Annotated in this window: 24 protein-coding genes; 9 read left to right on the forward strand and 15 right to left on the reverse strand. The window is 64.6% G+C overall.

What is annotated here, in order from left to right; translation table 11 throughout:
- Positions 1-181: 181 nt before the first annotated feature.
- Complete coding sequence (locus JQ627_RS26835; RefSeq protein WP_212487092.1) at positions 182-6,475, forward strand: HAMP domain-containing protein; 6,294 nt, start codon at positions 182-184, stop codon at positions 6,473-6,475.
- Between the two features lie 14 nt (positions 6,476-6,489).
- Positions 6,490-7,971: an HWE histidine kinase domain-containing protein gene (locus JQ627_RS26840; RefSeq protein WP_212487094.1), complete on the forward strand. Its 1,482-nt coding sequence runs from the start codon at positions 6,490-6,492 to the stop codon at positions 7,969-7,971.
- Here JQ627_RS26840 and JQ627_RS26845 read toward each other — a convergent pair.
- Complete coding sequence (locus JQ627_RS26845) at positions 7,968-8,189, reverse strand: hypothetical protein (protein WP_212487096.1); 222 nt, start codon at positions 8,187-8,189, stop codon at positions 7,968-7,970. The genes JQ627_RS26840 and JQ627_RS26845 overlap by 4 nt on opposite strands.
- Before the next feature lie 140 nt (positions 8,190-8,329).
- Between JQ627_RS26845 and JQ627_RS26850 the strand changes: the two genes are divergently transcribed.
- Together JQ627_RS26850 and JQ627_RS26855 are read left to right on the forward strand one after the other, a co-directional pair.
- Complete coding sequence (locus JQ627_RS26850) at positions 8,330-8,587, forward strand: hypothetical protein (protein WP_212487098.1); 258 nt, start codon at positions 8,330-8,332, stop codon at positions 8,585-8,587.
- A 96-nt stretch (positions 8,588-8,683) separates the two neighbouring features.
- Positions 8,684-8,929: a hypothetical protein gene (locus tag JQ627_RS26855; protein WP_212487100.1), complete on the forward strand. Its 246-nt coding sequence runs from the start codon at positions 8,684-8,686 to the stop codon at positions 8,927-8,929.
- Between the two features lie 84 nt (positions 8,930-9,013).
- On the opposite strand, the gene JQ627_RS26860 is transcribed toward JQ627_RS26855, so the two are convergent.
- Positions 9,014-9,199, reverse strand: a complete 186-nt coding sequence (locus tag JQ627_RS26860) for a hypothetical protein (protein WP_212487101.1) — start codon at positions 9,197-9,199, stop codon at positions 9,014-9,016.
- 18 nt (positions 9,200-9,217) lie between these two features.
- The gene (locus JQ627_RS26865; protein WP_212487103.1) at positions 9,218-9,439 is read right to left on the reverse strand and encodes a hypothetical protein; all 222 of its coding nucleotides are present in this window, start codon (positions 9,437-9,439) and stop codon (positions 9,218-9,220) included.
- A 114-nt stretch (positions 9,440-9,553) separates the two neighbouring features.
- On the opposite strand from JQ627_RS26865, the gene JQ627_RS26870 reads away from it, so the two are divergent.
- Both JQ627_RS26870 and JQ627_RS26875 read left to right on the forward strand, forming a co-directional pair.
- The gene (locus JQ627_RS26870; protein WP_212487105.1) at positions 9,554-9,748 is read left to right on the forward strand and encodes a DUF3072 domain-containing protein; all 195 of its coding nucleotides are present in this window, start codon (positions 9,554-9,556) and stop codon (positions 9,746-9,748) included.
- Between the two features lie 72 nt (positions 9,749-9,820).
- Positions 9,821-10,111 (forward strand): DUF6496 domain-containing protein, encoded by a 291-nt coding sequence (locus JQ627_RS26875; RefSeq protein WP_212487106.1) that lies wholly within the window; start codon positions 9,821-9,823, stop codon positions 10,109-10,111.
- 12 nt (positions 10,112-10,123) lie between these two features.
- On the opposite strand, the gene JQ627_RS26880 is transcribed toward JQ627_RS26875, so the two are convergent.
- Both JQ627_RS26880 and JQ627_RS26885 read right to left on the reverse strand, forming a co-directional pair.
- Positions 10,124-10,486: a hypothetical protein gene (locus JQ627_RS26880; protein ID WP_212487107.1), complete on the reverse strand. Its 363-nt coding sequence runs from the start codon at positions 10,484-10,486 to the stop codon at positions 10,124-10,126.
- A 271-nt stretch (positions 10,487-10,757) separates the two neighbouring features.
- On the reverse strand, positions 10,758-12,293 hold the full coding sequence (locus JQ627_RS26885) for a Do family serine endopeptidase (RefSeq protein WP_212487108.1): 1,536 nt from the start codon (positions 12,291-12,293) through the stop codon (positions 10,758-10,760).
- A 209-nt stretch (positions 12,294-12,502) separates the two neighbouring features.
- Here JQ627_RS26885 and JQ627_RS26890 point away from each other — a divergent pair, with 209 nt between their 5' ends.
- Positions 12,503-13,339 (forward strand): universal stress protein, encoded by an 837-nt coding sequence (locus JQ627_RS26890; protein ID WP_212487109.1) that lies wholly within the window; start codon positions 12,503-12,505, stop codon positions 13,337-13,339.
- 15 nt (positions 13,340-13,354) lie between these two features.
- Here the strand turns inward: JQ627_RS26890 and JQ627_RS26895 are convergent, their stop codons facing one another.
- Positions 13,355-14,242, reverse strand: coding sequence for a transporter substrate-binding domain-containing protein (locus JQ627_RS26895; protein WP_212487110.1), 888 nt, complete (start codon positions 14,240-14,242; stop codon positions 13,355-13,357).
- A gap of 112 nt (positions 14,243-14,354) precedes the next feature.
- Here JQ627_RS26895 and JQ627_RS26900 point away from each other — a divergent pair, with 112 nt between their 5' ends.
- Both JQ627_RS26900 and JQ627_RS26905 read left to right on the forward strand, forming a co-directional pair.
- Positions 14,355-15,044: a GntR family transcriptional regulator gene (locus JQ627_RS26900; RefSeq protein WP_212487111.1), complete on the forward strand. Its 690-nt coding sequence runs from the start codon at positions 14,355-14,357 to the stop codon at positions 15,042-15,044.
- A 39-nt stretch (positions 15,045-15,083) separates the two neighbouring features.
- Positions 15,084-16,451: an FAD-binding oxidoreductase gene (locus JQ627_RS26905; RefSeq protein WP_212487113.1), complete on the forward strand. Its 1,368-nt coding sequence runs from the start codon at positions 15,084-15,086 to the stop codon at positions 16,449-16,451.
- 13 nt (positions 16,452-16,464) lie between these two features.
- On the opposite strand, the gene JQ627_RS26910 is transcribed toward JQ627_RS26905, so the two are convergent.
- From JQ627_RS26910 to JQ627_RS26950, 9 genes are all read right to left on the reverse strand, one after another.
- Positions 16,465-16,677, reverse strand: coding sequence for a hypothetical protein (locus tag JQ627_RS26910; protein WP_028148245.1), 213 nt, complete (start codon positions 16,675-16,677; stop codon positions 16,465-16,467).
- Positions 16,678-16,934: 257 nt separating this feature from the next.
- A complete protein-coding gene (rpe, locus tag JQ627_RS26915) occupies positions 16,935-17,672 on the reverse strand; it encodes a ribulose-phosphate 3-epimerase (RefSeq protein ID WP_212487115.1) in 738 nt (245 codons plus the stop codon).
- The gene (gene cbbX / locus JQ627_RS26920) at positions 17,669-18,604 is read right to left on the reverse strand and encodes a CbbX protein (protein WP_212487122.1); all 936 of its coding nucleotides are present in this window, start codon (positions 18,602-18,604) and stop codon (positions 17,669-17,671) included. The genes rpe and cbbX overlap by 4 nt, the downstream gene beginning before the upstream one ends.
- Positions 18,605-18,702: 98 nt before the next feature.
- Positions 18,703-19,110, reverse strand: a complete 408-nt coding sequence (locus JQ627_RS26925; RefSeq protein WP_212487124.1) for a ribulose bisphosphate carboxylase small subunit — start codon at positions 19,108-19,110, stop codon at positions 18,703-18,705.
- An 11-nt stretch (positions 19,111-19,121) separates the two neighbouring features.
- A complete protein-coding gene (locus tag JQ627_RS26930; protein ID WP_183260015.1) occupies positions 19,122-20,582 on the reverse strand; it encodes a form I ribulose bisphosphate carboxylase large subunit in 1,461 nt (486 codons plus the stop codon).
- Positions 20,583-20,617: 35 nt separating this feature from the next.
- The gene (gene fba / locus JQ627_RS26935; protein WP_212487126.1) at positions 20,618-21,703 is read right to left on the reverse strand and encodes a class II fructose-bisphosphate aldolase; all 1,086 of its coding nucleotides are present in this window, start codon (positions 21,701-21,703) and stop codon (positions 20,618-20,620) included.
- A 14-nt stretch (positions 21,704-21,717) separates the two neighbouring features.
- Positions 21,718-23,739 carry a transketolase gene (gene tkt, locus JQ627_RS26940; RefSeq protein WP_212487128.1) on the reverse strand — a complete coding sequence of 674 codons (2,022 nt, stop codon included), beginning with the start codon at positions 23,737-23,739 and terminating at the stop codon, positions 21,718-21,720.
- Positions 23,740-23,755: 16 nt separating this feature from the next.
- Positions 23,756-24,631 carry a phosphoribulokinase gene (locus JQ627_RS26945; RefSeq protein ID WP_028158112.1) on the reverse strand — a complete coding sequence of 292 codons (876 nt, stop codon included), beginning with the start codon at positions 24,629-24,631 and terminating at the stop codon, positions 23,756-23,758.
- A 12-nt stretch (positions 24,632-24,643) separates the two neighbouring features.
- Positions 24,644-25,681, reverse strand: coding sequence for a class 1 fructose-bisphosphatase (locus JQ627_RS26950; protein WP_212487130.1), 1,038 nt, complete (start codon positions 25,679-25,681; stop codon positions 24,644-24,646).
- Positions 25,682-25,699 lie beyond the last annotated feature (18 nt).

Below are 25,699 nucleotides of genomic sequence, written 5' to 3' on the forward strand. Positions count from 1 at the left end.
GGCCTTTTTCTGAACCGGATGGAACCATTGACAATCTTCGTCGTTACTTTCTCCGGGCTGAGCACGGCAGGTTCCAATTCGGCGCGTCATAACGTTGGCGCTTGATTTCGAATTTGGCTGACGCTCTATTTTGACAATTGCGTCACGCCTTGGATTCGGTCGACGCCGCGGGGGAATCAGTATGAGCGACCTCGATCCCGGAACTGCATCACGCTCCGGTCGTCGCGTCCCAAAGCCAAAAACCAACGGTACGTCGGATCCGGATTCCCGACCGGAGCTGCTGCTTGCCTTGCAGGCCATGCGCAGCGGCGATTTTTCGGTGCGGATGAGCGGGGACTATCTCGGGATCGACGGCAAGATCGCCGACACTTTTAATGAAATCATCGCCGCCAACCAGCGCATGGCACAGCAGCTCGAGCTGGTCGGTCAGGTCGTCGGGCGCGAAGGCAAGACCCGCCAGCGCGTGAAGTTTGGCCTCGCGAGCGGCTCCTGGGCCGACATGGAAGGCTCCGTCAACACGCTGATCGACGACCTCCTGTGGCCGACGCGCGAAGTGACGCGCGCGGTCGCGGCGGTGGCGCAGGGCGACCTGCTCCAGACCGTCAAGCTGGACGTCGATGGCCGCCCCTTGCGCGGCGAATTCCTGCAGTCGGCGACCATCGTCAACACCATGATCAAGCAGCTCGGCGTGTTCACCTCCGAGGTGACGCGCGTGGCGCGCGAGGTCGGCACCGAGGGCAAGCTCGGCGGCCAGGCCCAGGTGCCGGAGGTGACCGGCGTCTGGAAGGACCTGACCGAGAGCGTCAACTCGATGGCGAACAACCTGACCAACCAGGTTCGCAACATCGCCGAGGTGACGATCGCGGTCGCCAACGGCGACTTGTCCAAGAAGATCACCGTCGACGTCCGCGGCGAGATCCTTCAGCTCAAGGAAGCCATCAACACGATGGTGGACCAGCTCCGCTCCTTCGCCTCCGAAGTGACGCGCGTGGCGCGCGAGGTCGGCACCGACGGCAAGCTCGGCGGTCAGGCGATCGTGCCCGGCGTCGCCGGCACCTGGAAGGACCTCACCGACTCCGTGAACGCGATGTGCGGCAACCTCACCGCACAGGTCCGCAACATCGCCAACGTGACGACCGCCGTGGCGCGCGGCGACCTGTCCCGCAAGATCACGGTGGACGTGCGTGGCGAGATCCTGGAGCTGAAGGACACCATCAACACCATGGTGGACCAGCTCAACTCCTTCGCCTCCGAAGTGACGCGTGTCGCGCGCGAGGTCGGCACCGAAGGCAAGCTCGGCGGCCAGGCCCAGGTGCCCGGCGTCGCCGGTACCTGGAAGGACCTCACCGACAACGTCAACTTCATGGCGTCGAACCTGACGGCGCAGGTCCGCAACATCGCCGACGTCGCGACCGCCATCGCGGGCGGCGACTTGTCGAAGAAGATTACGGTGAACGTGTCGGGCGAAATCCTTCAGTTGAAGGAAACGCTCAACACCATGGTCGACCAGCTCAATGCCTTCGCCGGCGAAGTGACGCGCGTTGCGCGCGAGGTCGGCACCGAGGGACGGCTGGGCGGCCAGGCCAACGTGCTCGGCGTCGCCGGCACCTGGAAGGACTTGACGGAAAGCGTCAACTCGATGGCCTCGAACCTGACCGCACAGGTTCGTAACATCGCCGAGGTGACGACGGCGGTCGCCGGCGGCGACTTGTCGAAGAAGATCACGGTGGACGTGCGCGGCGAAATTCTGGAGCTGAAGGACACCATCAATACGATGGTGGACCAGCTCAACGCCTTCGCCGGCGAGGTCACCCGCGTGGCGCGCGAGGTCGGCACCGAAGGCAAGCTCGGCGGCCAGGCCCAGGTGCGCGGCGTCGCCGGCACCTGGAAGGACCTCACCGACTCCGTCAACTCGATGGCCTCGAACCTGACCGGCCAGGTCCGTAACATCGCCGAAGTCGCGACCGCAGTCGCCAAGGGCGACCTGTCGAAGAAGATCACCGTGAACGTCTCGGGCGAAATCCTTCAGTTGAAGGAAACGCTCAACACCATGGTCGACCAGCTCAACGCCTTCGCCGGCGAAGTCACGCGCGTGGCGCGCGAGGTCGGCACGGAAGGCAAGCTCGGCGGGCAGGCTCAGGTGACGGGCGTCGCCGGCACCTGGAAAGATCTCACCGACAACGTGAACTCGATGGCGGGCAACCTCACCGCCCAGGTCCGCAACATCGCCGAGGTCGCGACCGCCATCGCCGGCGGCGACCTGTCGCGCAAGATCACGGTGGACGTCCACGGCGAGATCCTTCAGCTCAAGGACACCCTGAACACGATGGTCGACCAGCTCAACCGCTTCGCGGGCGAGGTGACGCGCGTGGCGCGCGAGGTCGGCACCGAAGGGCGCCTCGGCGGTCAGGCCAACGTGCCCGGCGTCGCCGGCACCTGGAAGGATCTCACCGATAGCGTGAACTCGATGGCGGGCAACCTCACCGCCCAGGTCCGCAACATCGCGGAAGTGACCACCGCCGTGGCGCGCGGCGACCTGTCGCGCAAGATCACCGTCGACGTGAAGGGCGAGATCCTCGAGCTCAAGAACACCATCAACACCATGGTGGACCAGCTCAACGGTTTTGCCGGCGAAGTCACCCGCGTCGCGCGCGAGGTCGGCACGGAAGGCAAGCTCGGCGGCCAGGCCGAAGTGCCCGGCGTCGCCGGCACCTGGAAGGATCTTACCGACAACGTCAACTTCATGGCCTCGAACCTGACGGCCCAGGTCCGCAACATCGCCGAGGTCGCGACCGCGATCGCCGGTGGCGACCTGTCGAAGAAGATCACGGTGGACGTGCGCGGCGAGATCCTGCTGCTCAAGGACACCCTGAATACGATGGTGGAGCAGCTCCGCTCGTTCGCCGCCGAAGTGACCCGCGTGGCGCGCGAGGTCGGCACCGAGGGCCGGCTCGGCGGTCAGGCCGTCGTGCCCGGCGTCGGCGGCACCTGGAAGGATCTCACCGACAACGTCAACCTGCTGGCCGCGAACCTCACCACGCAGGTCCGCAACATCGCCGAAGTCACGACCGCCGTCGCGCGCGGCGACTTGTCCCGCAAGATCACCGTGGACGTGAAGGGCGAAATCCTCGAGCTGAAGAACACCATCAACACGATGGTCGATCAGCTCAACGCGTTTGCCGGCGAAGTCACCCGCGTGGCGCGCGAGGTCGGCACCGAAGGCGAGCTCGGCGGCCAGGCCCAGGTGCCCGGCGTCGCCGGCACCTGGAAGGACCTCACCGACACCGTCAACTTCATGGCGGCGAACCTGACCGAGCAGGTCCGCGGCATCGTCAAGGTCGTGACCGCCGTCGCCAACGGCGACCTCAAGCAGAACCTCACGGTGAAGTCGAAGGGCGAGGTCGCGGCACTCGCCGACACCATCAACAACATGACCGAGACGCTCGCAACCTTCGCCGACCAGGTGACGTCGGTGGCGCGCGAGGTCGGCGTCGAGGGACGACTGGGCGGCCAGGCCGACGTGCCCGGCGCCGCCGGCACCTGGAAAGATCTGACGGGTAACGTCAACCTGCTCGCGGCCAACCTCACTTCGCAGGTGCGCGCGATCGCGGAAGTCGCGACCGCCGTGACCAAGGGCGACCTGACGCGCTCGATCCAGGTCGACGCCCGCGGCGAAGTCGCCGAGCTGAAAGACAACATCAACACGATGATCACGAATCTCCGTCTCACGACGGATGTGAACACCGAGCAGGACTGGCTGAAGACCAACCTCGCCAAATTCACCAACATGCTCCAGGGCCAGCGCGATCTCACCACCGTCGGCCGGTTGCTGCTGACCGAACTGTCGCCGCTGGTGAACGCCCATACCGGCGTGATCTACCAGGTCGAGAACGAGGACAGTCCGCAGCTTCTGCTGCTCGCCTCCTATGCAGGCGACGGCGTTTATCCGTATCAGCGCGTGCTGCCGTTCGGCGACGGCCTGATCGGTCAGTGTGCACTGGACAAGCGCCCGCGCGTGATCGCCGACATTCCAGCCGACGTGGTGCCGATCAACTCGGCGCTGTTCCGCGTCGCGCCGAAGAACCTCGTCGTGTTGCCGGTGCTGTTCGAAGGCCAGGTCAAGGCCGTGATCGAGCTCGCCTCGCTCACCTCGTTCACGACGTCACAGATGACGTTCCTGGAGCAGCTCACCGACTCCATCGGCATCGTGCTCAACTCGATCGAGGCGACGATGCAGACCGAGGGCCTGCTCAAGCAGTCGCAGCAGCTCGCCGGCGAGCTGCAGACCCAGCAGCGCGAGTTGCAGCAGACCAACGACCAGCTCGAGCAGAAGGCGCAGCAGCTCGCCGAGCGCAACGTCGAGGTCGAGCGCAAGAACCAGGAAATCGAGCAGGCCCGCCGCGCACTCGAGGAAAAGGCGACCGAGCTCGCGCTGACCTCGAAGTACAAGTCCGAATTCCTCGCCAATATGAGCCACGAGCTGCGTACGCCGCTGAACTCGATCCTGATCCTGGGCCAGCAGCTCACCGACAATCCCGACGGCAATCTTACCGGCAAGCAGGTCGAATTCGCCCGCACCATCCACGGCGCCGGTACCGACCTGCTCAACCTCATCAGCGACATTCTCGACCTCTCCAAGATCGAGTCCGGCACGGTGACGGTCGACGCCGAGGAGATTCTGACCGCGAACCTGCTCGAGACCGTCGGCCGTCCGTTCCGGCACGAGGCGGAGAACCGCAACCTGTCGTTCAAGATCGACGTCGACCCGAACCTCGCGCGCAGCATCGTCACCGACTCCAAGCGCCTGCAACAGGTCCTGAAGAACCTGCTGTCCAACGCCTTCAAGTTCACCGCCGAAGGCGAAGTCCGCCTGAAGGTCGCCGCCGCGGTCGGCGGCTGGGGCACGGATCACCCGGTGCTGAACTCCGCGCCGGCGGTGATCGCGTTCGAAGTGTCCGACACCGGCATCGGCATTCCCCTGGAGAAGCAGAAGCTGATCTTCGAGGCATTCCAGCAGGCGGACGCCGGCACCAGCCGCAAATACGGCGGCACCGGCCTCGGGCTTGCGATCAGCCGCGAGCTCGCAAGCCTGCTCGGCGGCGAGATCCACCTGCGCAGCGCGCCCGGCAAGGGGTCGTCCTTCACGCTCTATCTGCCATTGAAATATTCCGGCCCGACGCTCGCGCCGCGCGCGCCCGCGCCGCATCAGTATGGTCAGCCACCGGCATTGCAGCCGGCCGCGCCGGAGCAGCAGCGCATCATCGAGCAGATTGCCGACGACAGGCTCAGTCTCGAACCCGGTGACACCATCTTGCTCATCGTCGAGGACGATCCGCATTATGCGCGCGTGCTGGTCGATCTCGCCCGCGACAAGGGCTTCAAGGTCCTGGTCGCCGCGCGCGGCGCGGAGGCGCTGGAGCTTGCGAAGCAGTACCAGCCGCGGGCCGTCTCGCTCGACGTGTTCCTGCCGGACATGCTGGGCTGGACCGTGCTCAGCCAACTCAAGCACAATCCGCTGACCCGCCACATCCCCGTGCAGATCATCACGCTCGACGAGGACCGCCAGCATGCGCTGGCGCGCGGCGCTTTCTCCTTCGTCAACAAGCCGACCACGACCGAGGGCGTGGCGGCTGCGCTGACGCAGATCAAGGAATATGCGCGGCCGCGGCGCAAGCGGCTCCTGATCGTCGAGGACAACGAGGCCGAGCAGCTCTCGATCCGCGAGCTGCTGCATCACGACGACATCGAGATCGTGACGACGGACACCGGCGCCGGCGCGCTCTCGACGCTGCGCGAGGCACCCTGCGATTGCGTGGTGCTCGACCTGCGGCTGCCCGACATGAGCGGCTTCGAGGTGCTGGACCAGATCCGCAGCGACGAGGCACTGTCGAACGTTCCAGTCGTGGTCTTCACCGGCCGCGAGCTGTCGGCGGAAGAGGACGCCGAGCTCCACACCATGGCGCGCAGCATCGTGGTGAAGGGTGTGGAGTCGCCGGAGCGCCTGCTCGACGAGACCGCGTTGTTCCTGCATCGCGTGATCACGGAACTGCCGGTCGAGAAGCAGCGTATGCTGGAGAAGCTGAACAGCTCCGACGAGGACCTGATCGGCAAGACCGCCCTGCTCGTCGACGACGACGCCCGGAACATCTTCGCGCTGTCGAGCGTGCTGGAACGGCGCGGCATGAAAGTGCTGACGGCGACGACCGGCCGCGAGGCGGTGACGCTGGTCAAATCCAATCCGGAAATCGCCATCGTGCTGATGGACATCATGATGCCGCAGATGGACGGCTATCAGACCATCGGCGTCATTCGCGAGAATCCGGCCTTCGCTCGCCTTCCGATCATCGCGTTGACCGCCAAGGCGATGAAGGGCGACCGCGAAAAATGCCTGGAAGCCGGCGCGTCCGACTACCTCGCCAAACCCGTCAATACCGATCAATTGCTGCTTGCGATCCGCATGTGGCTGCACCGTTGAGTTTGGATCCGCGAATGGACCACGAAAAGGTCAACATCCTCCTCGTCGACGACCAGCCGGCCAAGCTGCTCGCCTATGAGGTGATCTTGAAGGATCTCGGCGAGAACCTCGTGATCGCCTCGTCGGGCCGCGAGGCGCTGGAGGTGCTGCTCAAGACCGAGATCTCGGTGATCCTGGTCGACGTCTGCATGCCCGAGCTCGACGGCTTCGAGCTGGCTGCGATGATCCGCGAGCATCCGCGGTTCCAGAAGACCGCGATGATCTTCATCTCGGCTATCCAGGTCAGCGACATCGACCGCTTGCGCGGCTACGAGATGGGCGCCGTCGACTACGTCCCAGTTCCGGTCGTGCCCGAGGTGCTGCGCGCGAAGGTCAAGGTATTTGCCGAACTCTATCGCAAGACGCGCGAGCTCGAACGGCTGAACCAGGATCTCGAGGACCGCGTTCGCGCACGCACGGCCGAGCTGGAGAATTCCACCGCAAAGCTGCGCGAGAGCGAAGAGCGGCGCAGCATGGCGATCGCCGCCGGCAAGATGGGATCCTGGGACTGGGACTGGGTCAACGGCGACTGGATGTGGGACGAAGGCCAGTACCGCATCTTCGGCGTGACGCCGGAGACCTTCAATGTCACCTCAGCCAACATCCAGGCGCTGCTGCACCCTGACGACGTCGACCAGTTCAGCCAGGCGATTGCCGCGTTCAATACCGGCGCGCACGCCTATGAAGGCGAGTTTCGCGTCAACCGGCCCGATGGCGAGGTGCGATGGTGCGTCGGCACGGCAGCCGCGACGGTGGACCAGGGCGGCCGCGTGGTGCGCGTGAGCGGCGTCACCGTGGACATCACCGAACGCAAACGCGCGGAAGAGAGACAAAATCTGCTGGCGCGCGAGGTCGATCATCGCGCCAAGAACGCGCTGGCGCTGGCGCAGTCGATCGTGCGCCTCACCCGTGCCGACGGGGTCAAGGCCTACGTCAACGCGGTCGAGGGGCGCATCAATGCATTAGCGCGCGTGCACACGATCCTGTCGCTGTCGAGCTGGCAGGGTGCCGAGCTCTCCAGGCTGATCGACGAGGAGCTTGCGCCCTACTCGCTCGGCGGCCAGATCAAGCTTGCGGGTCCGGAGGTTCAGCTGATGCCAGCGACCGCGCAGACGCTGGCGCTGGCGCTGCATGAGCTCTTCACCAACTCGGCGAAGTACGGCGCGCTGTCGACACGATCGGGGCGTCTCGCGATCGGCTGGCAGGTCGAGGACGACCATCTCACGCTGACCTGGGATGAAACGGGCGGTCCGCTGGTGAGGACGCCGAAATCCCGCGGTTTCGGCACGCGGAGTCTGCTTGCCAGTGTGGAATCGCAACTGGGCGGGCAGGCGGAATTCGACTGGCGTGCCGAAGGCCTGTTGTGCCGCCTTGAGGTGCCGCTGACGCGGAAGGCTGCAGCCACAAACAAGTTCGACGCGGCTTCCTCCGAAGCCCGTCAGCGGGCCTCGGGTTAGCGCGCGCCGACGACCCTCAATCGCCGCATCGGCTGCGGCTCGTCAGCGATACGTCCTTCGAGCCAGGCTTCCGTTTGCGAAAGATCACGTAGCGCCCGCGCGTAACGGCGGGCTGCGCTCCGCTCGGCGCCGCGCGGCAGCTTGCGCGCCTTGCGCAGAATGTCCGCAGCTGCGTTGCGATAGGCCAGCGAGCGATAGAGAAAGACGACCTTACCCATATCGAATGTTCCCGTGTTGATGGCCTTCATCCTCGCAGGACCGGCATGAACGCTGGATGAAGCGGGGCATGACGAAATCTTCATGAGAATGGAACCCGCACTCGTCGCGCGCGTTTTATGCCATACCGTGGGGCGGTTCCATGCGCGTAAAAAAGTCGCCGAGCCTCATCTCTCCGACCGGCGTCATCAAGCTGATGACGCATGCGATGATGGGCGCAGCCCTCGGCCTTGCCTTCGGTCTCGTCCTCGTCCTGTCCAATCCGGCGGTCGCAAATTTGCTGAACCACGGCGGATATTCAGCCGCCGTTGTCTTCGTCGTCACACTGGTAACGACGTTCGCGATCGGCGCGACGCTCACAGGCGTCGTGTTCATCCTCGCCGAAGACAAGGAATTTTGAAGCACGCGTGACACGCAGCAGGTGCTTTCGTTCGGAACTCCTGCCGCAAATGGCGGTTGGCTGCCTGCGTCAATTTAACCCAGGGAGTTCCCGCGCATGAAAGCCACTAAGCTCGCTCTTACCGTGATGTTGGCAACCGGCCTCGCCGCCGCGCCGTTCGCCGCGCAGGCCAAGTCGCATAAGGCCAAGCACGGATCCTCGATGTCGTCGTCGCAGACCACAGGCGCCAATACCAAGTCCTCCAAGGGTGCTGATCCCTCCGGTCAAGGTGGTTCTGGCCCCGGCTCCGATCAGGGCGGCACCATGACGAACAACAAGGGCGGCATGAGCAACACCAAGTGACCTCTGGCCGACAATCAAGGCCTCGCGGCGACGCGGGGCCTTTTGCTTTGGGGCTGGATCGGGAATCCCTTTAGCGCCACATCGCTAGAGCGGCCGTCCCGTGGCAATCGCCTTCACAAGATGCTCGAGCCGTGCACGCTTGCGTGCGATCAGGAGCTGGGCTGCGGCATCATCGAGACCCTCGCGCTGCAATTGCCGGATAGCGGAGCCGAGTTCGAGAATTTCGGCGCGCAGTTTTAGAATCCGGTACGTGTCCGGGTCTTCCTCCACCGCACGCTCCCAAAATTCTCAGCGGCGCGCGATCACGCGCAAGGGACTGCCGGATGTCGTTGCAGGACGAAGGCGCACCCGGTCGCGGACGTCAGGCAAGACATCGCCGCCACCGGCCGCCTTCCATTCGCCGATCAGCAGGTTGATTTTCCGGCGCAGATTCATCTGCGCCAGGGCCTTTTCTGTGCAGTCGAGATCGCGATCGACGAGGTCGCGCACGGACACCTCAATATCGGCCATTTCGAGCCTCAAGGCGCTGATTTTGCGTCGAATTTCATTAATTCTGTTGTCCATGGCTTGTTAGAACAAAATAAGAACATATAGTCAAGTCACGATTTGAGATGGAGAGGCCAGATGCAGGTTCAGGGTAAATACGACGCCAAGGTTTTCCTCACGGAGCAGATGACGAGAGCGCAGGGGCTGAGGCTGAAGCGGCTGAGCGAGGAGGCCTATCAGCCCACTCAATACGATCGGGCTCTGTCCTTCACGGAGGCGGCGCGTCGCATTCGAGCGCTGGAAGACGAGATCGAGTTGGCGAACTCCTTCTGAGGAGCGCGGCCAGCGCATTTGGAACGTTGGGTCAGTGATACGGTTCTTTCCCCGGGCCAAGGGAGAGAGTTGATGGCACGCAAGGCAAAGAAACGCCGCTATTCACGCAGCGCCGGCAGTGACGTCGAACGCGAGATGCGCCGTTACAAGAAGGGCACCGCGAAAAGCGGCCCCGGCGGTCGTGGCGGACGCGTGAAGAGTCGCAAGCAGGCGATTGCAATCGGCCTGTCGGAAGCGCGCGCGAAGGGCAAGAAGGTCCCGAAGAAGGCCTCGAAGCGGAAGACATCCAAGAAGAAGAAGGCCAGGAAGACGACCCGGAAAACTTCGAAGAAGACCTCGAAGCGCAAATCCAGCAAGAGGTAACGCCGAACTGCGTCAGATCATGCTGCCCGGCATGAAGCAGCGGATCGAAATTCCGAACGCAGTCTTCACTGGCCACACCATGGTGTGGCCAGCCCGGTTTGGCTCGGTGATGACGGCCTCATCAGGCACGTCCACCCACTGTCCATCGAGCCGCACGCGATAGTGCCCATCGTGCGATTCCCAGTCGGGGTCGGATACAGCAAAGCCATCTGCATCCGAGCAGCACGGCCCGAGATTGCTGCGCAAACTGTCGAACCAGGGTTTTAGGGGCGAGTTGGCGTAGCGGCCATCGTCGCGCCCCAGAGCGCTTCCGGTCGTCAGCACGATTGGCGCCACGAGCAGCGCACGCCTCAGCGAGAGCTTCAATCGATCCATGTCGGCACCGATCAAATGCGAACGCCAGGTTCCACAAGACGGCCGGGCGTTCGAGGTTCCACTCTAGCAAATCGCTCTGGCGTCTTCATTGCCGCCAAAGCACAACACGCGATTCCGAACTGTGACGAGCGAACGCGGCTTTTTCGGACGAACCCGTCATCAACGCTGCCGTTAACGAGAATGTTATCGGCGTCTGTGGGAATCTTCCAGCCGTGCACGAAAAAGGCGGCCCGCGGGCCGCCTTTTGAGTTTGCCGCAGGAAGCGCGCGGCTTACGCCAGCGGTACCGCGACGAATCGGGTCGTCTCCGCATTCTTCACCTGCAACAGCACGCTGCTCTTGCCGGACGACTTGGCCTGCGCCAGCTCCGAGCGCACGTCGCCGACATTGGTGACGGCCTTGCCGCCGACATTGAGGATGACGTCGCCGGTCTGGATGCCGCGCTGCGCGGCCGGTCCCTGCGGATCGACCTCGGTAACGACGACGCCCTTCTGGCCCGCGCCCTGGACGTCGCCGGCCGGCGCCAGGCTGAGACCGAGGCGGGGCGTGCCGGTGTTCGACTGCGCCTTGCCCTCGCCGGCCTTGGCCTGTCGCTCGTTCGGCAACTCGCCGAGGGCGAGTGTCACCGTCTTGCTCGCGCCTTTGTGGAAGACGTCGAGCTTCACGGAGGTGCCCGGCGCCAGGGTGGCAATGGTGCGGGCGAGATCGCGGGAGTCCTTGATCGCGGTACCGTTGACGGCGGTGATGACATCGCCAGCCTCGATGCCGGCCTTCGCCGCGGGGCTGCCGTCCTGCGGGTTGTCGACGATCGCGCCGCGCGCCTCCTTGAGGCCGAGACTGTCGGCGATCTCGGCGCTCACCGGCTGCACCTGCACACCGAGCCAGCCGCGGGTGACCGAGCCCTTGTCCTTCAACTGCGCGACGACGAGCTTCGCGGTCGAAGCCGGAATGTCGAAGCCGATACCGACCGAACCGCCGGAGGGTGAGAAGATCGCGGTGTTCACGCCGATCACGTTGCCGTTCATGTCGAAGGCCGGACCGCCGGAATTGCCCTTGTTGATCGGCGCGTCGATCTGGATGAAGTCGTCATAGGGACCGTTGCCGATGTCGCGACCGTTGGCCGAGACGATGCCGGCGGTGACGGTGCCGCCGAGGCCGAAGGGATTGCCGACCGCGACCACCCAGTCGCCGATCCGCGGCTTCTGGTCGGAGAATTTGACGAACGGGAAGTCCTTCTTGCCATCGACCTTGATCAGCGCGAGATCGGTCTTCGGATCGGTGCCGACCACCTTCGCTGTGTAGCTCGTGCCGTCGTCCATGGTCACCTGCACCGACTCGGCGTGATCGACGACGTGGTTGTTGGTCACGGCATAGCCGTCGGCGGAGATGAAGAAGCCGGAACCTTCGCCCGTGATCATCTGGTGGCGCTGGCGCGGCATGCCGTTCATGCCACCGGGGCCGCGGAAGCCGAACTGTCGCGAAAACTGGTCGAACGGCGAATCCTCGTCCGAATCCATCCGGTTCTGTTGCAGCATCGCGCTCTTGTCGTTGTCCTGGTCGATCTTGACCCGCACCGAGATGACGGCGGGTTTGACCTTGCTGACGAGATCGCCGAAGCCCGGCGGGGTCGCGGCGCCTTCCGCGGCCTGGGCCGGCCCGACGAAGGAGTTCAGACCGAACTGCGACGAAGCGGGAGAGGCAGCCAGCACGGCCACGCCAAGCGCGGCCACGGTGCCCAGCAGCGCAAGCCGGCGCGGCCTCAATATCTTGCGGGACGTGGTGGTGTCGGAATTGACGCGGTCGTTCATGTCGAAATGTCCATGTTGGGTAAGTCGCCTTGCACCCAACATGGACATCGTCACCTTACGGCGTCCCGTCCGTCCGATTAAATCTTGGCAAAGTTGCCGCGGCCAGCGGCCCGGCCGAAAATCAGGGCTGCACATTGACGCAGCTCAACGCAGGCCCCGTGCGCAGTGATAGACTACGGCCACCGGATGATGCCCATCGGAGGCGCGCCATGTACAAAGACATCCTCGTCCATATCCCGACCGAGCGCCCGATGCGCGTGGTGATCGACGGCTCGATCTCGCTCGCGGCGAGACTCAACGCACACATCGACGCGGTCGCCGTCGGGTACGTCGCGAGTAGCACTGCCTACGTCCTGGACGGCGGTGCCGCCGTAGCGGCCGTGTTCGAGATGGAGCGCGAGCGCGCGGTGGAGCGGGCCGAGGCCGCCTTGGCGATATTTCAGAGCGAAGCCAGGAGCGCCGGCATCTCGTGCACCTGCCACCCGCTCGGCGCAATCCCGGCGGATGCAACCGGCTCGCTCGGCGAGATGGCGCGGCTCCACGATCTCAGCATCGTGCTGCAGCCCGATCCGGCGCACGGCTCATTCGACAATGATATGCCCGGCGAGATCCTGTTCCAGGCGGGCGGACCAGTACTGTTCCTGCCCTACACCTTTCGTGGGTCATTCAGGGCGAACCGGATCGGCATCTGCTGGGACGGCAGCCGCCTCGCCGCCCGCGCGATGCGCGACGCCGCTCCCTTGCTGGCCCGCGCCGAGGAGATTGTGATCATCACGATCAACGAAACGGATACCGTTCCCGACGCGGTCTCGGCAAGCCATCTGGCAAGACATCTCGGCCGGCGCGGGTTGTCGACCCGCACGGTCAACCTGTCGGCCGCGCGCGCCGACATCCAGCCGACCATCCTGTCGCTGGCCGCCGACGAGAGCCTCGATCTCCTGGTCATGGGCGGCTACGGCCACTCGCGGTTGCAGGAACGCTTCCTCGGCGGCGTCACCCGCGCCATGCTGGAGGCCATGACGGTCCCAACGCTGATGTCGCATTGATCGGCGACGGACCGATCACACGCCCCTGTCGTTGGGATTGGCGACCGCATCCTTGAGCGGCGCCGGCATCGGGAAGTTCAGGTTCACGTTCTTCGGCGGAATGGGCTTCGTGAACCATTTCGCATAGAGTTCTGCAAACTGACCGTTCTTCATGATCGCGCCGAGTGTTTTGTCGACCAGCGCCTTGAAGTCTGGATCGCCTTTGCGGATGATCAGCCCGTAGGGCTCGGTCCGCAGACTGTCATCGATGATCCGCCAATTATCCGGCGTCTGGCTGCTCGCGATCAGCCCCGCGAGCAGGATGTCGTCCATCACGAAGGCGTCGCTGCGGCCGGTGGTGAGCGCGAGGAACGACGCGGCGTGGTCCGGCGACAGCACTTGCTTGACCTCAAACTTCTTCTCCTGGCTGCGTGCCAGCAGCAAGGTGATCGACGTCGAGCCGGTGGTCAGCGCAACCGGCCTGTCCTTGAGATCCTCGAACGTCTTGATCGGTGCGTCTTTCCGGACGACAGCGCGGATGCTCGAAACGAAAATGGTGTTGCTGAACGCCACCACCTTCTGGCGCTCCAGCGTGTTGGTGGCGGGACCGCAGACGATGTCGATGGTTCCGTTTTCGATCAGCGGGATCTGCGTGCTGAGCTGGATCGGCTGCAGCCTGGTCTGAAGCGTCGGGAGCTTCAGTTCGTCCTTCACCGCATCGACGATCCGCGCGCACAGATCCATCGCGAAGCCGACCGGCTTCTGGTTGTCGTCGAGATAGGAGAAGGGGACCGACACGTCGCGATGGCCGAGCCGGATCTCACCAGCATCCTTGATCTTGGCCAGCGTTCCGCCAGGCGTCTGAGCCAGCGCGGGCGCCGCGACCGCGGTCAAAAACATCAGCGAAGACAACAGCCTCTTCATGGCCTTACTCCTGCAATGGATACAATCACGCGATATTTTATACATAAGATTGCATAATCTACAAAATGATTTTATACAATCCGGCTTGAGGCCAACCGCAACGAGATACCGGATGAAATCGGGAGCAGTGGCAAAGCAACGCAGTAGCAGCAGTCACGGCTCGACGCCCGACGCAGTGCGCGAGGCGCTGCGGCGCGCGATCAGCGCGGGCGAACTGGCGCCCGGCATTCAGCTCCGGCAGGACGAGCTCGCCGAGAAATTCGGGACCAGCCGCATCCCCGTCAGGGAAGCGCTCCGCCAGCTCGAAGCCGAAGGCTTCGTGACACTCCTGCCCAACCGCGGCGCGGTCGTCTCCGATCTCTCCATCGACGAGGTCGTGGAGCTGCTCGAGATCCGCATTGCGCTCGAATGCCACGCGCTGCGCCTCGCCATCCCGGCAATGGGCGAGGTCGATCTCGACGACGCCAGGACAATTCTGCGCTCGTACGACGAGGAGCCTGATCCGGAAAAATGGAGCGCCTTCAACTGGCGCTTCCACAAGGCGCTCTACGCACCCTGCAATCGCCCTCGTCTGCTTGCGATGATCGAGGCGAACTACGGCCATGTCGGCCGCTTCACCCGCGCCCTCGTGTCGCGCGCGACCGGAAAGGATCGGCCGCAGCGCGAGCACTATCAGCTGCTCGAATATTGCCGCGACGGCGAAGTCGAGAAGGCCGTGCGCCTGCTGCGCGAGCACATCGTGCAGACGCAAAAGACGCTGCGATCGGCACAGCGCCAGGCATCACGGGACAAGATGGATTGATCCCAGGACGGATCGTCTCGCCAAGTTGAGGAGAGTACGTTGAAGACGAATGACGTCGAAATCCTGGTCATTGGCGCCGGCATGGCAGGCCTTGCCACGGCCTATTACCTCGCAGTCGAGCACAAGCGCTCGCGCCTCCTGATCGTCGACGAAGGCCAGCCGATGGCGCTGACATCTGCGCAATCCGGCGAAAACTATCGCAACTGGTGGCCGCATCCGACCATGGCCGCGTTTACCGACCACAGCACCGATTTGATGGAGGACATCGCGCGCCGCACTGACAACCGCATCCACATGACGCGGCGCGGCTACCTCCTCGTGACGCGCGATGACCAGCCGGACGAGTTGCTGCGGCAATTGCATGCGGGCTACGGCGCTTCGGCCTCAAAACTGATCCGTGAGCACGAGGGCACAAGCCAGACCTATTTACCTCCGCTGTCGGCGGACTGGCAGACCGCGCCCGACGGCGTCGATGTGCTGCGCGGCCGTGATCTCATTCAGCGTTACTACCCGGCGTTCGACAAGGAGGTTGCGACCGCGCTTCACATCCGCCGGGCCGGCGACATCAGCGGCCAGCAACTCGGCCAGTACATGCTCGAGACGATGCGCCCGCTGGGAGCGCAGTTTCAGCAGGCGCGCGTGGTCGGCATCGCCAGGACCGACCGGTTTCTGGTCGACGTCATCGCCGACGGCGAGCGCCAGACCATCAAGGCCGATATCATCGTCAATGCGGCGGGCCCATTTGCCGCGCATATCTCGGCGATGCATGGCGAGAAGCTCCCGATGCACAACGTGCTTCAGCAGAAGATCGCCTTCGTCGACCGCAATCGTGCCGTCAGCCGCAAGATGCCCTTTGCAATCGACCTCGACGGCCAGACGCTCGCCTGGTCACCGGAAGAACGCGAGATGCTGGCGGCCGCGCCGGAACTGGTCCGGTTGCTGGAGCCGATGCCGGGCAGCATTCATTGCCGCCCCGACGGCGGCGATCACGGCCAATGGATCAAGCTCGGCTGGGCATTCAACTCGGACCCGTCCGAGCCGACCCGCGAGCCCGAACTCAATCCCTATTTCCCGGAGATCGTGCTCCGCGCCGCAAGTCGGCTGCAGCCTGCGCTCCGGCAATACCTCGGCGCCCTGCCCCGCGACCGGGTGCATTACGGCGGCTTCTATCCGATGACGAAGGAAAACTGGCCGCTGATCGGCGCCGCCAGGACGCCGGGCGTGTTCCTGACGGCGGCGCTGTCGGGTTACGGGACGATGTCTGCCTGCGCAGCCGGCGATCTATGCGCGCGGGCCGTTGTCGGCGCCCCCTCACCCACTTTCGCCGGTGTTCTCTCGCTCGCGCGTTACGAAAACACGGCACTCATGGACGAATTGGAGAGCGCCGAAAGCCGCGGCCTGCTCTGATCGCCGGACACCCTCACGCCGCGGCGGGGGTCTCAAATGGCGCGGTGGCGATGGCGTCGTCCTCGGGCTGCGCATTGCACGCGTCGAAGTGCGCCTTCAGCGCAATCTCGGCGAGATATTCGAAATGTTCGGCCTGGCCGAGGAGTTGCCAGTTCTGGAGCGGCCGATAGGCCGCTTGCTGACGACAGAGAGAGGCCAGGGCCCGGTAGCGACGTACGTTCTCCATGAGACCCTCCCTCGCATTCCACCGTGTTTATTGCCCTGATTTGCGTCAGGCCGATGGCGGTTATGCAAAACAATTGCTGCGTGCGAAGCCCCGCCTGACCTGGGTTAACGTCTAGGAAACGTGCACGCCCGCATTGGTTCCTATCGGAGCATCCGCGCGCGAGATGCCGATCAGATCAAAATACCGTTCGATCGGTTCCGGCCGGCCGATGAGATAGCCTTGGATCTCCCGGCTCGGCCATGCCTGTATGCCGTACTCTACCGGGTGAGCGCGGTCTCGGCGGCTCGGATCGTCTGCGCTGAACCATGTTGCAGCTTCGGAACCCTGCCGGCTTCCGCAGCAGCGCGGATGGCGGCGATATTGCCCGCATAATCGGCGCTGCTCTTGCCGCGGAACACGGCCGATCCTGCCACAAGGGTGTCGGCGCCCGCGGCAGCCACGGCGGCGGCATTGTCGCGCGTAATGCCGCCATCGACCTCGAGCCGGATCGGCCGGCCGCCGATCATGCTGCGAATGCGCCTGATCTTCTCGATCTGGGAGTCGAGGAAGGATTGGCCGCCGAAGCCGGGATTGACCGTCATCACCAGCACGAGGTCGAGACGATCAAGCACGTATTCGATTGCAGCTTCCGGCGTAGCCGGACACAGGCTGACACCAGCCTTCTTGCCGAGCGCGCGGATGGCCTGGAGCGAGCGGTCCAGGTGCGGGCCGGCCTCGGCATGAACCGTGATGACGTCGGCGCCTGCCTTTGCGAACGCCTCCAGATAGGGATCGGTCGGCGCGATCATCAGATGCACGTCAAAGATCTTCGCCGTCGCCGGCCGGATCGCCTTGATGACGTCGGCGCCAAAGCTGATGTTCGGCACGAAGTGTCCGTCCATGACGTCGCAATGGATCCAGTCGGCGCCGGCAGCATCAATAGCCCTGATCTCCTCACCGAGGCGCGCGAAATCGGCGGCCAGGATCGAAGGCGCGATGAGGATTTCTCCCGTCATGGCTTCGCACTCCTCTGCGCGTCCGCACCGCCGCTGAAAACGCGGCTCGCAAGGACATCCGTCGGGTCGATCGTTTCGAGATCGGCGACATCGAGCATCCGGTTGAGATCAGACACGAGGCGATCGGCCTGCCGCAGGCGGATGCGGTCGACCGCGTTGCGGATCGAGCGCGCATTGGAGAAGAACGGCTGGGTCCGGCGCAGTTCGATGTATTTCTCGAAGGCCTCGCGCGCGGCCGCCGAGAAGCGATAGCCGCGCTCCTTCAGCATCAGTTCGGCGATGACCAGCAGCTCGGCTTCGGCATAATCCGGAAATTCGATGTGATGGGCGATGCGCGAACGAAAGCCCGGATTGGAGGCAAAGAAGCTCGTCATCCGCTCGCCATAGCCGGCGAGGATCACGACGAGGTCCTCGCGCTGGTTCTCCATCACCTGGAGCAGGATCTCGATCGCTTCCTGGCCGTAATCGCGCTCGTTGTCTGGCCGGTGCAGATAGTAGGCCTCGTCGATGAACAACACGCCGCCCATCGCCTTCTTCAATATCTCCTTCGTCTTCGGCGCGGTATGGCCGATATACTGGCCGACGAGATCGTCGCGCGTCACCGAGATCACCTGCCCGCGCCGCACGAAACCGAGCCCGTGCAGGATCTTTGCCATGCGCAGCGCCACCGTGGTCTTGCCCGTGCCGGGATTGCCGGTGAACGACATGTGCAGCGTCGGTGGCGACGATGCCAGTCCCGCACGCTGGCGGATGCGCTCGATCAGCAGCAGTGACGCGATCTGGCGCACGCGGCTCTTGACCGGCTTCAGACCGATCAGCTCCTGCTCGAGCTGTTGCAGCGTGTCGGTGATCCCGGCCCCCTCGGCCTCCTTGCGGAGATCGAAGCTGGTCTCGCTCGTTTCAGCGGTTGTCGCATGAGGGACATCAAGCATCGGCACCTCGAAGAAAAGAGCTTCGCCGCGGGGGGAGCGGCGAAGCAGTGGTCCGCCAAGGAAACGGAGCAGGGAGTGCTCCGCGCGGAGGAGAGTGACTAGGTCGACGCGTGCGCGGCCTGCCGGCGCACGGTGGTGTAACGGATCGCACGTCCGCCCACCTCCTGCCGCACCAGCTCGAACTCGGCTTCCTGCGGCGGGCGGTTGACGAGGAACGAGATCCGCACCGATTCCCAGCCATGGCTGGAGTCGAATCCACTGATGCGGATGTACCGGTCGCCGTAGACCCTGCGGCATTCGGCGAGCTCCATCATCACGCCGGCGGCGTCCTGGAGGTCGAACATCGGCAGGCCCCACATCTCCCAATAGGTGCTGCGGGGATGCGGATCGTCGGTGAACTCGATATTCACCGCCCAGCCGTTGGTCAGGCAATATTGCACCTGCTTATAGATCTGGTCGTCGGTCAGATCAGGCAGGAACGAGAAGCAGCCCTGGGTCAGTTTCATGTCAATACTCCTCAAACGGTTTCCAGCGCGGTCGGCACGAAGTCCGGCGTGTCGGTGGATTGATAGTTGAAGGTGACGTCCTTCCAGACTTCGAGCGCGGCCTTCAGCGGCGTGCAGGTCTCCGCCGCCCTGGCCAGGATCTCCGGACCTTCATGGACGTAGTCGCGCCCCTCGTTGCGGGCGAGGATCATCGCCTCGAGCGCCACGCGGTTGGCGATCGCGCCGGCCGCAATGCCCATCGGATGGCCGATGGTGCCGCCGCCGAATTGCAGCACGACGTCCTCGCCGAGGAGGTCGAGCAGCTGGTGCATCTGGCCGGCATGGATGCCGCCGGAGGCGACCGGCATCATCTTGTTCAGGCTCGCCCAGGACTGGTCGAAGAACAGGCCATGCTCGAGCTTTGTCGGGTTGAAGTCTTCGCGGCAGACGTCGTAATAGCCGCGCGTGGTGTTGGGGTCGCCTTCGAGCTTACCGACCACCGTGCCGGCATGGATGTGGTCGACGCCGGCGAGCCGCATCCACTTGGCGATGACGCGGAACGACACGCCGTGGCTCTTCTGCCGCGTATAGGTCGAGTGACCGGCGCGATGCAGATGCAGGATCATGTCGTTGCGCCGTGCCCATTTCGCCATGGACTGGATCGCGGTGTAGCCGATCACGAGATCGATCATGACGATGCACGACCCGAGCTCCTTCGCGAACTCCGCGCGCTCGTACATGTCCTCCATCGTCCCCGCAGTGACGTTCAGGTACGTGCCCTTCACCTCGCCGGACGCCGCCTGCGCGCGGTTCACGGCCTCCATGCAATAGAGGAAGCGGTCACGCCAATGCATGAAGGGCTGCGAGTTGATGTTCTCGTCGTCCTTGGTGAAGTCGAGCCCGCCCTTGAGCGCCTCGTAGACCACGCGGCCGTAATTGCGCCCGGACAAGCCGAGCTTGGGCTTCACCGTCGCGCCCAGCAGCGGCCGGCCGAACTTGTCGAGCCGCTCGCGCTCGACCACGATGCCGGTCGCCGGCCCCTGGAACGTCTTCACATAGGCGACCGGGAAGCGCATGTCCTCCAGACGCAGCGCCTTCAGTGGCTTGAAGCCGAACACGTTGCCGATGATCGAGGCCGAGAGATTGGCGATCGAGCCCGGTTCGAACAGGTCGAGGTCATAGGCGATGTAGGCGAAGTACGAGCCCGGCGTGCCGGGCACCGGATCGACGCGGTAGCACTTTGCGCGATACTTCTCCGCTGCGGTCAGGCGATCGGTCCACACCACCGTCCAGGTCGCGGTCGAGGATTCGCCGGCAACCGCCGCTGACGCCTCGATGGGGTCCACGCCCTCCTGCGGCGTCACGCGGAACAGCGCGATGACGTCGGTGTCCTTCGGCGTGTAATCGGGCTCCCAATAGCCCATCCGCTTGTATTCCATCACGCCTGATCGATAGCGCTCTTTGCCCCGGACGGTTCCTGCGTGTGCATTCATGGCTCTCTCTCCTGCTCTTCTCTCTCTCTGAATGATTAGGCGGCGACCGGTTCGCGGGTGCCGATACACGGGTCGAGATCGCCGGCGCGATAGCGCCGCGCCATCTCGCTCAAGGGAATGACCTTGATCTTGCTGGCGTGGCCCGCGGTGCCGAACTGCTCGAAGCGATCGCGGCAGAGCTCGCGCATCGCATCCATCGCAGGCTTGAGGAATTTTCGCGGATCGAACTCAGAGCGCGTTTGCGCGGCGACCTTGCGGAACACGGCGGTCATCGCGAGGCGACAATCGGTGTCGATGTTGACCTTTCGCACGCCGCTCTTGATGCCGCGGACGATCTCCTCCACCGGCACGCCCCAGGTCTGCGGCATCTCACCGCCGAACTGATTGAACATGTCCTGGAGCGGCTGCGGCACCGAAGAGGAGCCGTGCATCACGAGATGCGTGTTCGGCAGCCGGCGGTGAATCTCCTCGACCACCCGCATCGCCAGGATGTCGCCGTCAGGTTTGCGGCTGAACTTGTAGGCGCCATGGGACGTACCCATCGCGATCGCGAGCGCGTCGACCTTGGTGGCGCGGACGAAATCGACGGCCTGGTCGGGATCAGTCAGGAGCTGGTCGTGACTGACCTTGCCCTCGACGCCGTGGCCGTCCTCCTGCTCGCCGCCGCCATGCTCGAGCGAACCGAGCACGCCGAGCTCGCCTTCGACGGAGGCGCCCACCCAATGTGCGAGATCGACGACACGCCGGGTGATCGCGACATTGTAGTCGTAATCGGCGGCGGTCTTGGCGTCGGCCTTGAGCGAGCCGTCCATCATGACCGAGGTGAAACCATGAGCGATGGCGGAGGCGCAGGTCGCCTCGTCATTGCCGTGGTCCTGGTGCATGCAGAGCGGGATGTCCGGATAGGTCCGCTCCAGCGCGTCGATCATGTGCGAGAGCATGAGATCGCCGGCATAGCTGCGCGCGCCGCGCGAGGCCTGGATGATCACGGGCGCATCAACCTCGGCCGCGGCCTGCATGATCGCAATACCCTGCTCCATGTTGTTGATGTTGAACGCCGGCACCGCGTAGCCATGGTTGGCGGCGTGATCGAGCAGCTGACGAAGTGTGATACGGGCCACGAATAGTCCTCCTGTTATTGCTTGCCGGCGCGGGTGATCGCCCGCCGGGCGGCTTCGGCAACGCTTTGCGGCGTGATGCCGAATTCGCGGTAGAGCACGGGCGCCGGCGCCGAGGCGCCGAAGCCACGCATGCCGACGAACTCGCCGTCAGTGCCGATCCAGCGATGCCAATCGCCGGCTACTGCGGCCTCGATGCCGACGCGCGGGGCGGTGCCGAGCACACAGGCGCGGTAGTCCTCCGGCTGTTCCTCGAACAGGGCGAAGCACGGCGCGGAGACCACGGCGGCGCGGATATGTTCCGTCGCGAGCAGGCGAGCGGCTTCCAACGCGATCGAGACTTCGGAGCCCGTCGCCATCAACGTGACGTCGCGACCGCCGTCCGGCGAGACGATAAGGTAGGCGCCGCGCGCCACGCGATTTCGGCCGCGGACATCGCTGCGGAATGTCGGCAACGCCTGGCGCGACAGGCACAGCACGGAGGGACGATCTTCCGCCTCGAGTGCACAGTCCCAGGCTTCCAGCGTCTCGACCGCGTCGGCCGGGCGGAACACCAGAAGATTCGGGATGACGCGCAGCGCCGCGAGATGCTCGACGGGCTGATGCGTGGGACCGTCCTCGCCAAGACCGATGGAGTCGTGGGTCATCACATGGATGACGCGCAGCCGCATCAAGGCTGCAAGACGGATCGCCGGCCGGCTGTAGTCGGAGAAGGCGAGAAAAGTGCCGCCATAGGGGATGAATCCGCCATGCAACGCCAGGCCATTCATCGCGGCCGCCATGCCGTGCTCGCGGATGCCGTAATGGATGTAATCGCCGGCGAACGCGTCGCGCGTGACCGGAGTTTGGCCCTTGGCATGCGTCAGATTCGAATGCGTCAAGTCCGCCGAGCCGCCGATCAGTGCGGGAATCGCTCCCGCGATTCCGTCGAGCACCTGTTGCGAGGCTTGCCGCGTCGCCAGCTTCGGGCGCTCGCCGGCGAAGCGCTCGCGCAATTTCGCCGAGGCCTGGGCATAGGCCCCCGGCAGGGCAACGGCCTTGCCCTCGATGAACAGGTCGCGCTGCTCAGGCGTCGCACATTCATAGCGGTCGAGCCAGGCGAGACGCTCGACCTGCCCACGCTGGCCGATCATCCGCCATGCCTTAAGGATCGGGATCGGCACGACGAAGGGCTGATAGTCCCAGCCGAGCGTCCGTCGCGCCGCCGCGGTCTGCTCGGTCCCGAGCGGCGCACCATGCGCCTTTTCGGTGCCCTGGCGATCCGGTGCGCCATAACCGATGATGGTGCGGCATGCGATCAGCGAGGGCTTTGTGCTCTCGCGCTCTTCGGCAATCGCCTGCGCAACTGCTTCGGGGTCGTGGCCGTCGACACTGCGGACCGACCAGCCGGACGCCGCAAAGCGCGCGAGCTGATCATCGGAAGTGGCCAGCGACGTCGGCCCGTCGATGGAGATGCCGTTGTCGTCGAACAGCACGATCAGCCGGCCGAGCTGGAGATGACCGGCGAGCGAGATCGCCTCCTGGCTGATGCCTTCCATCAGGCAGCCGTCCCCGGCGATCACATAGGTGAAGTGATCGACCAGGCCGTCGCCGTGCCGTGCATTGGCCATGCGCTCGGCGAGCGCCATGCCGACCGCGGTCGCGATCCCCTGCCCCAGCGGGCCGGTCGTGGTCTCGACACCGGGCGTGTGGCCGTATTCCGGATGGCCCGGCGTCTTCGAACCCCACTGCCGGAACGCCTTGATGTCGTCCAGGCTGACATCGCCGCCGGTGAGATGCAGCAGCGCATAGAGCAGCATCGAGCCGTGCCCGGCCGAGAGCACGAAGCGGTCGCGATCCGGCCAGTTGGGATGTGCGGAGTCGAACTTGAGGAACCGCGAGAACAGCACGGTTGCGACGTCGGCCATGCCCATGGGCAGGCCGGGATGGCCGGACTGCGAGGTCTCGATGGCGTCAACCGCGAGGAAACGGACTGCGTTGGCGAGATCGTTGTGTGTCACTGCCGTGATGTCGGCTTCAGCGTGGACGGAGATGTTCATCGGATTCTCTCCCTGTTCACTTCAGATTTCGCTTGCGCTCGATCAGCTGCATGATCAGCGGCGTCAGGATCAGCTGCATCGCCAGATCGAGCTTCGCGCCGGGACACACGATGGAGTTCGCGCGGGACATCCAGCTGTGGGGAAGCATCGACAGCAGATAGGGAAAGTCGATGCCGCGCGGGTTCTTGAAGCGGATCACGACCATCGATTCGTCCGGCGTCGGGATCCAGCGCGCGATGAACGGATTGGAGGTGTCCACCGTCGGCACGCGCTGGAAGTTGATGTCGGTCTCGGTGAATTGCGGGCAGATGTAGTGGATGTAGTCGGGCATCCGCCGCAGGATGGTGTCGGTGACGGCCTCGGTCGAATAGCCGCGGGCGCTGCGGTCGCGGTGCAGCTTCTGGATCCATTCGAGATTGATCACGGGCACGACGCCGATCTTGAGATCGGCGTAGCGCGCGACATTGACCTTGTCGGTGACGACGGCGCCGTGCAGGCCCTCGTAGAACAACAGGTCCGAGTTTTCCGGCAGCCGCTCCCATTCGGTGAAGGTGCCGGGAGCCGCACCGTGCAGTGCGGACTCCTCGGCGTCGTGGACATAGTGCCGCGTCGTCGCTGTGCCGGTCTCGCCATAGTCTCGGAAGGCACGCTCCAGTTCCTCGAACAGGTTGGTCTCGGGGCTGAAATGGCTGAAATGCTTGTTGCCGCGCTCGGCTTCCTTCGCCATCTGCGTGCGCATCTCGGCGCGGTCATAGCGATGGAAGGCGTCGCCTTCGATGTAGACGGCGTTGACCTTCTCGCGGAAGAAGATCTGCTCGAACGTCTTCTTGACCGAGGTGGTGCCGGCGCCGGAGGAGCCGGTGATGGAGATGATCGGATGCTTCCTGGACATGGGTCGCCTCGCTCACAGCCGGAAGAAGCCGCGCCGCGCGAACAGCGGTGCGGAGATGCTGGCAACCAGCAGCGGATCGCAATGCAGTTCCTCGACGCGCCGCACCTCGTTGCTCGATCCCATGATCAGCGGCACACGCTGGTGCAGGCTCTGCGCCGATAGCTCGAGGATGCGCTCGCGCCCGGTCGTGGCGGAGCCGCCGGCCTGTTCGATGATCATGGCCATCGGGTGCGCCTCATAGGTGAGGCGCAGGCGGCCGTCGCCATAGCCGGGGCGCGCGTCCGAGGGATAGAGGAACACGCCGCCGCGGGTGAGGATGCGGTAGGCCTCCGCGACCAGCGACCCGATCCAGCGCATGTTGAAATTGTGGTTGGCGGGCCCTTCGACGCCGGCAAGACATTCGTCGACGAAGGCGCGGACCGGCGCATCCCAGTGGCGGCGGTTCGACGCATTGATCGCAAATTCTTCGCACGTCTCGGATATCTGCACGGCGCTGCGCGCGAGGCGGAAGCAGCCCGCCTTGCGGTCAAGCGTGAAGATGTCGACGCCGTCGCCGAGCGTGAGCACCAGTGAGGTCTGCGGCCCGTACGTGACGAACCCCGCAGCGAGCTGCGCCGAGCCGCGCTGATGGAAGGCGAGAGCCAGGTCATCCGGGGCAGGCAGGATCGAGAAGATCGTGCCGACGGTCATGTTGATGTCGATGTTGGAGGAGCCGTCGAGCGGATCGATCGCGACGCAGATTTTTGCCTCGCGGTCGCCGATTTGCGGCTCGCGCATCTCCTCCGACGCGAGCGCCGCGATCGGCAGTCTGCTGAGACAGCGGCGCAGGATCGCATCCGCCTGGACGTCGAGGTCGCGCTGGAGATCGCCGTCGCTGTTGCGGCCCGTGGTCAGGCCCGATGCGTCCGCGAAATCGCCGGTGGCGATGAGGTCGGCGATCTCGATCGCCGCCGCCGCGATGGCATCGACTGCGGCGGCCACGGCCAGCGCATGGGGGGCGGTCTCGGAGTACCGCTGAAGGTGGTCGTCCAGCCTGAGTTGCCCGGTCATCTGCGTCCATCCCCTTTG

Source organism: Bradyrhizobium liaoningense, assembly GCF_018130785.1.
GTDB classification, from domain to species: Bacteria; Pseudomonadota; Alphaproteobacteria; order Rhizobiales; family Xanthobacteraceae; genus Bradyrhizobium; species Bradyrhizobium liaoningense_A.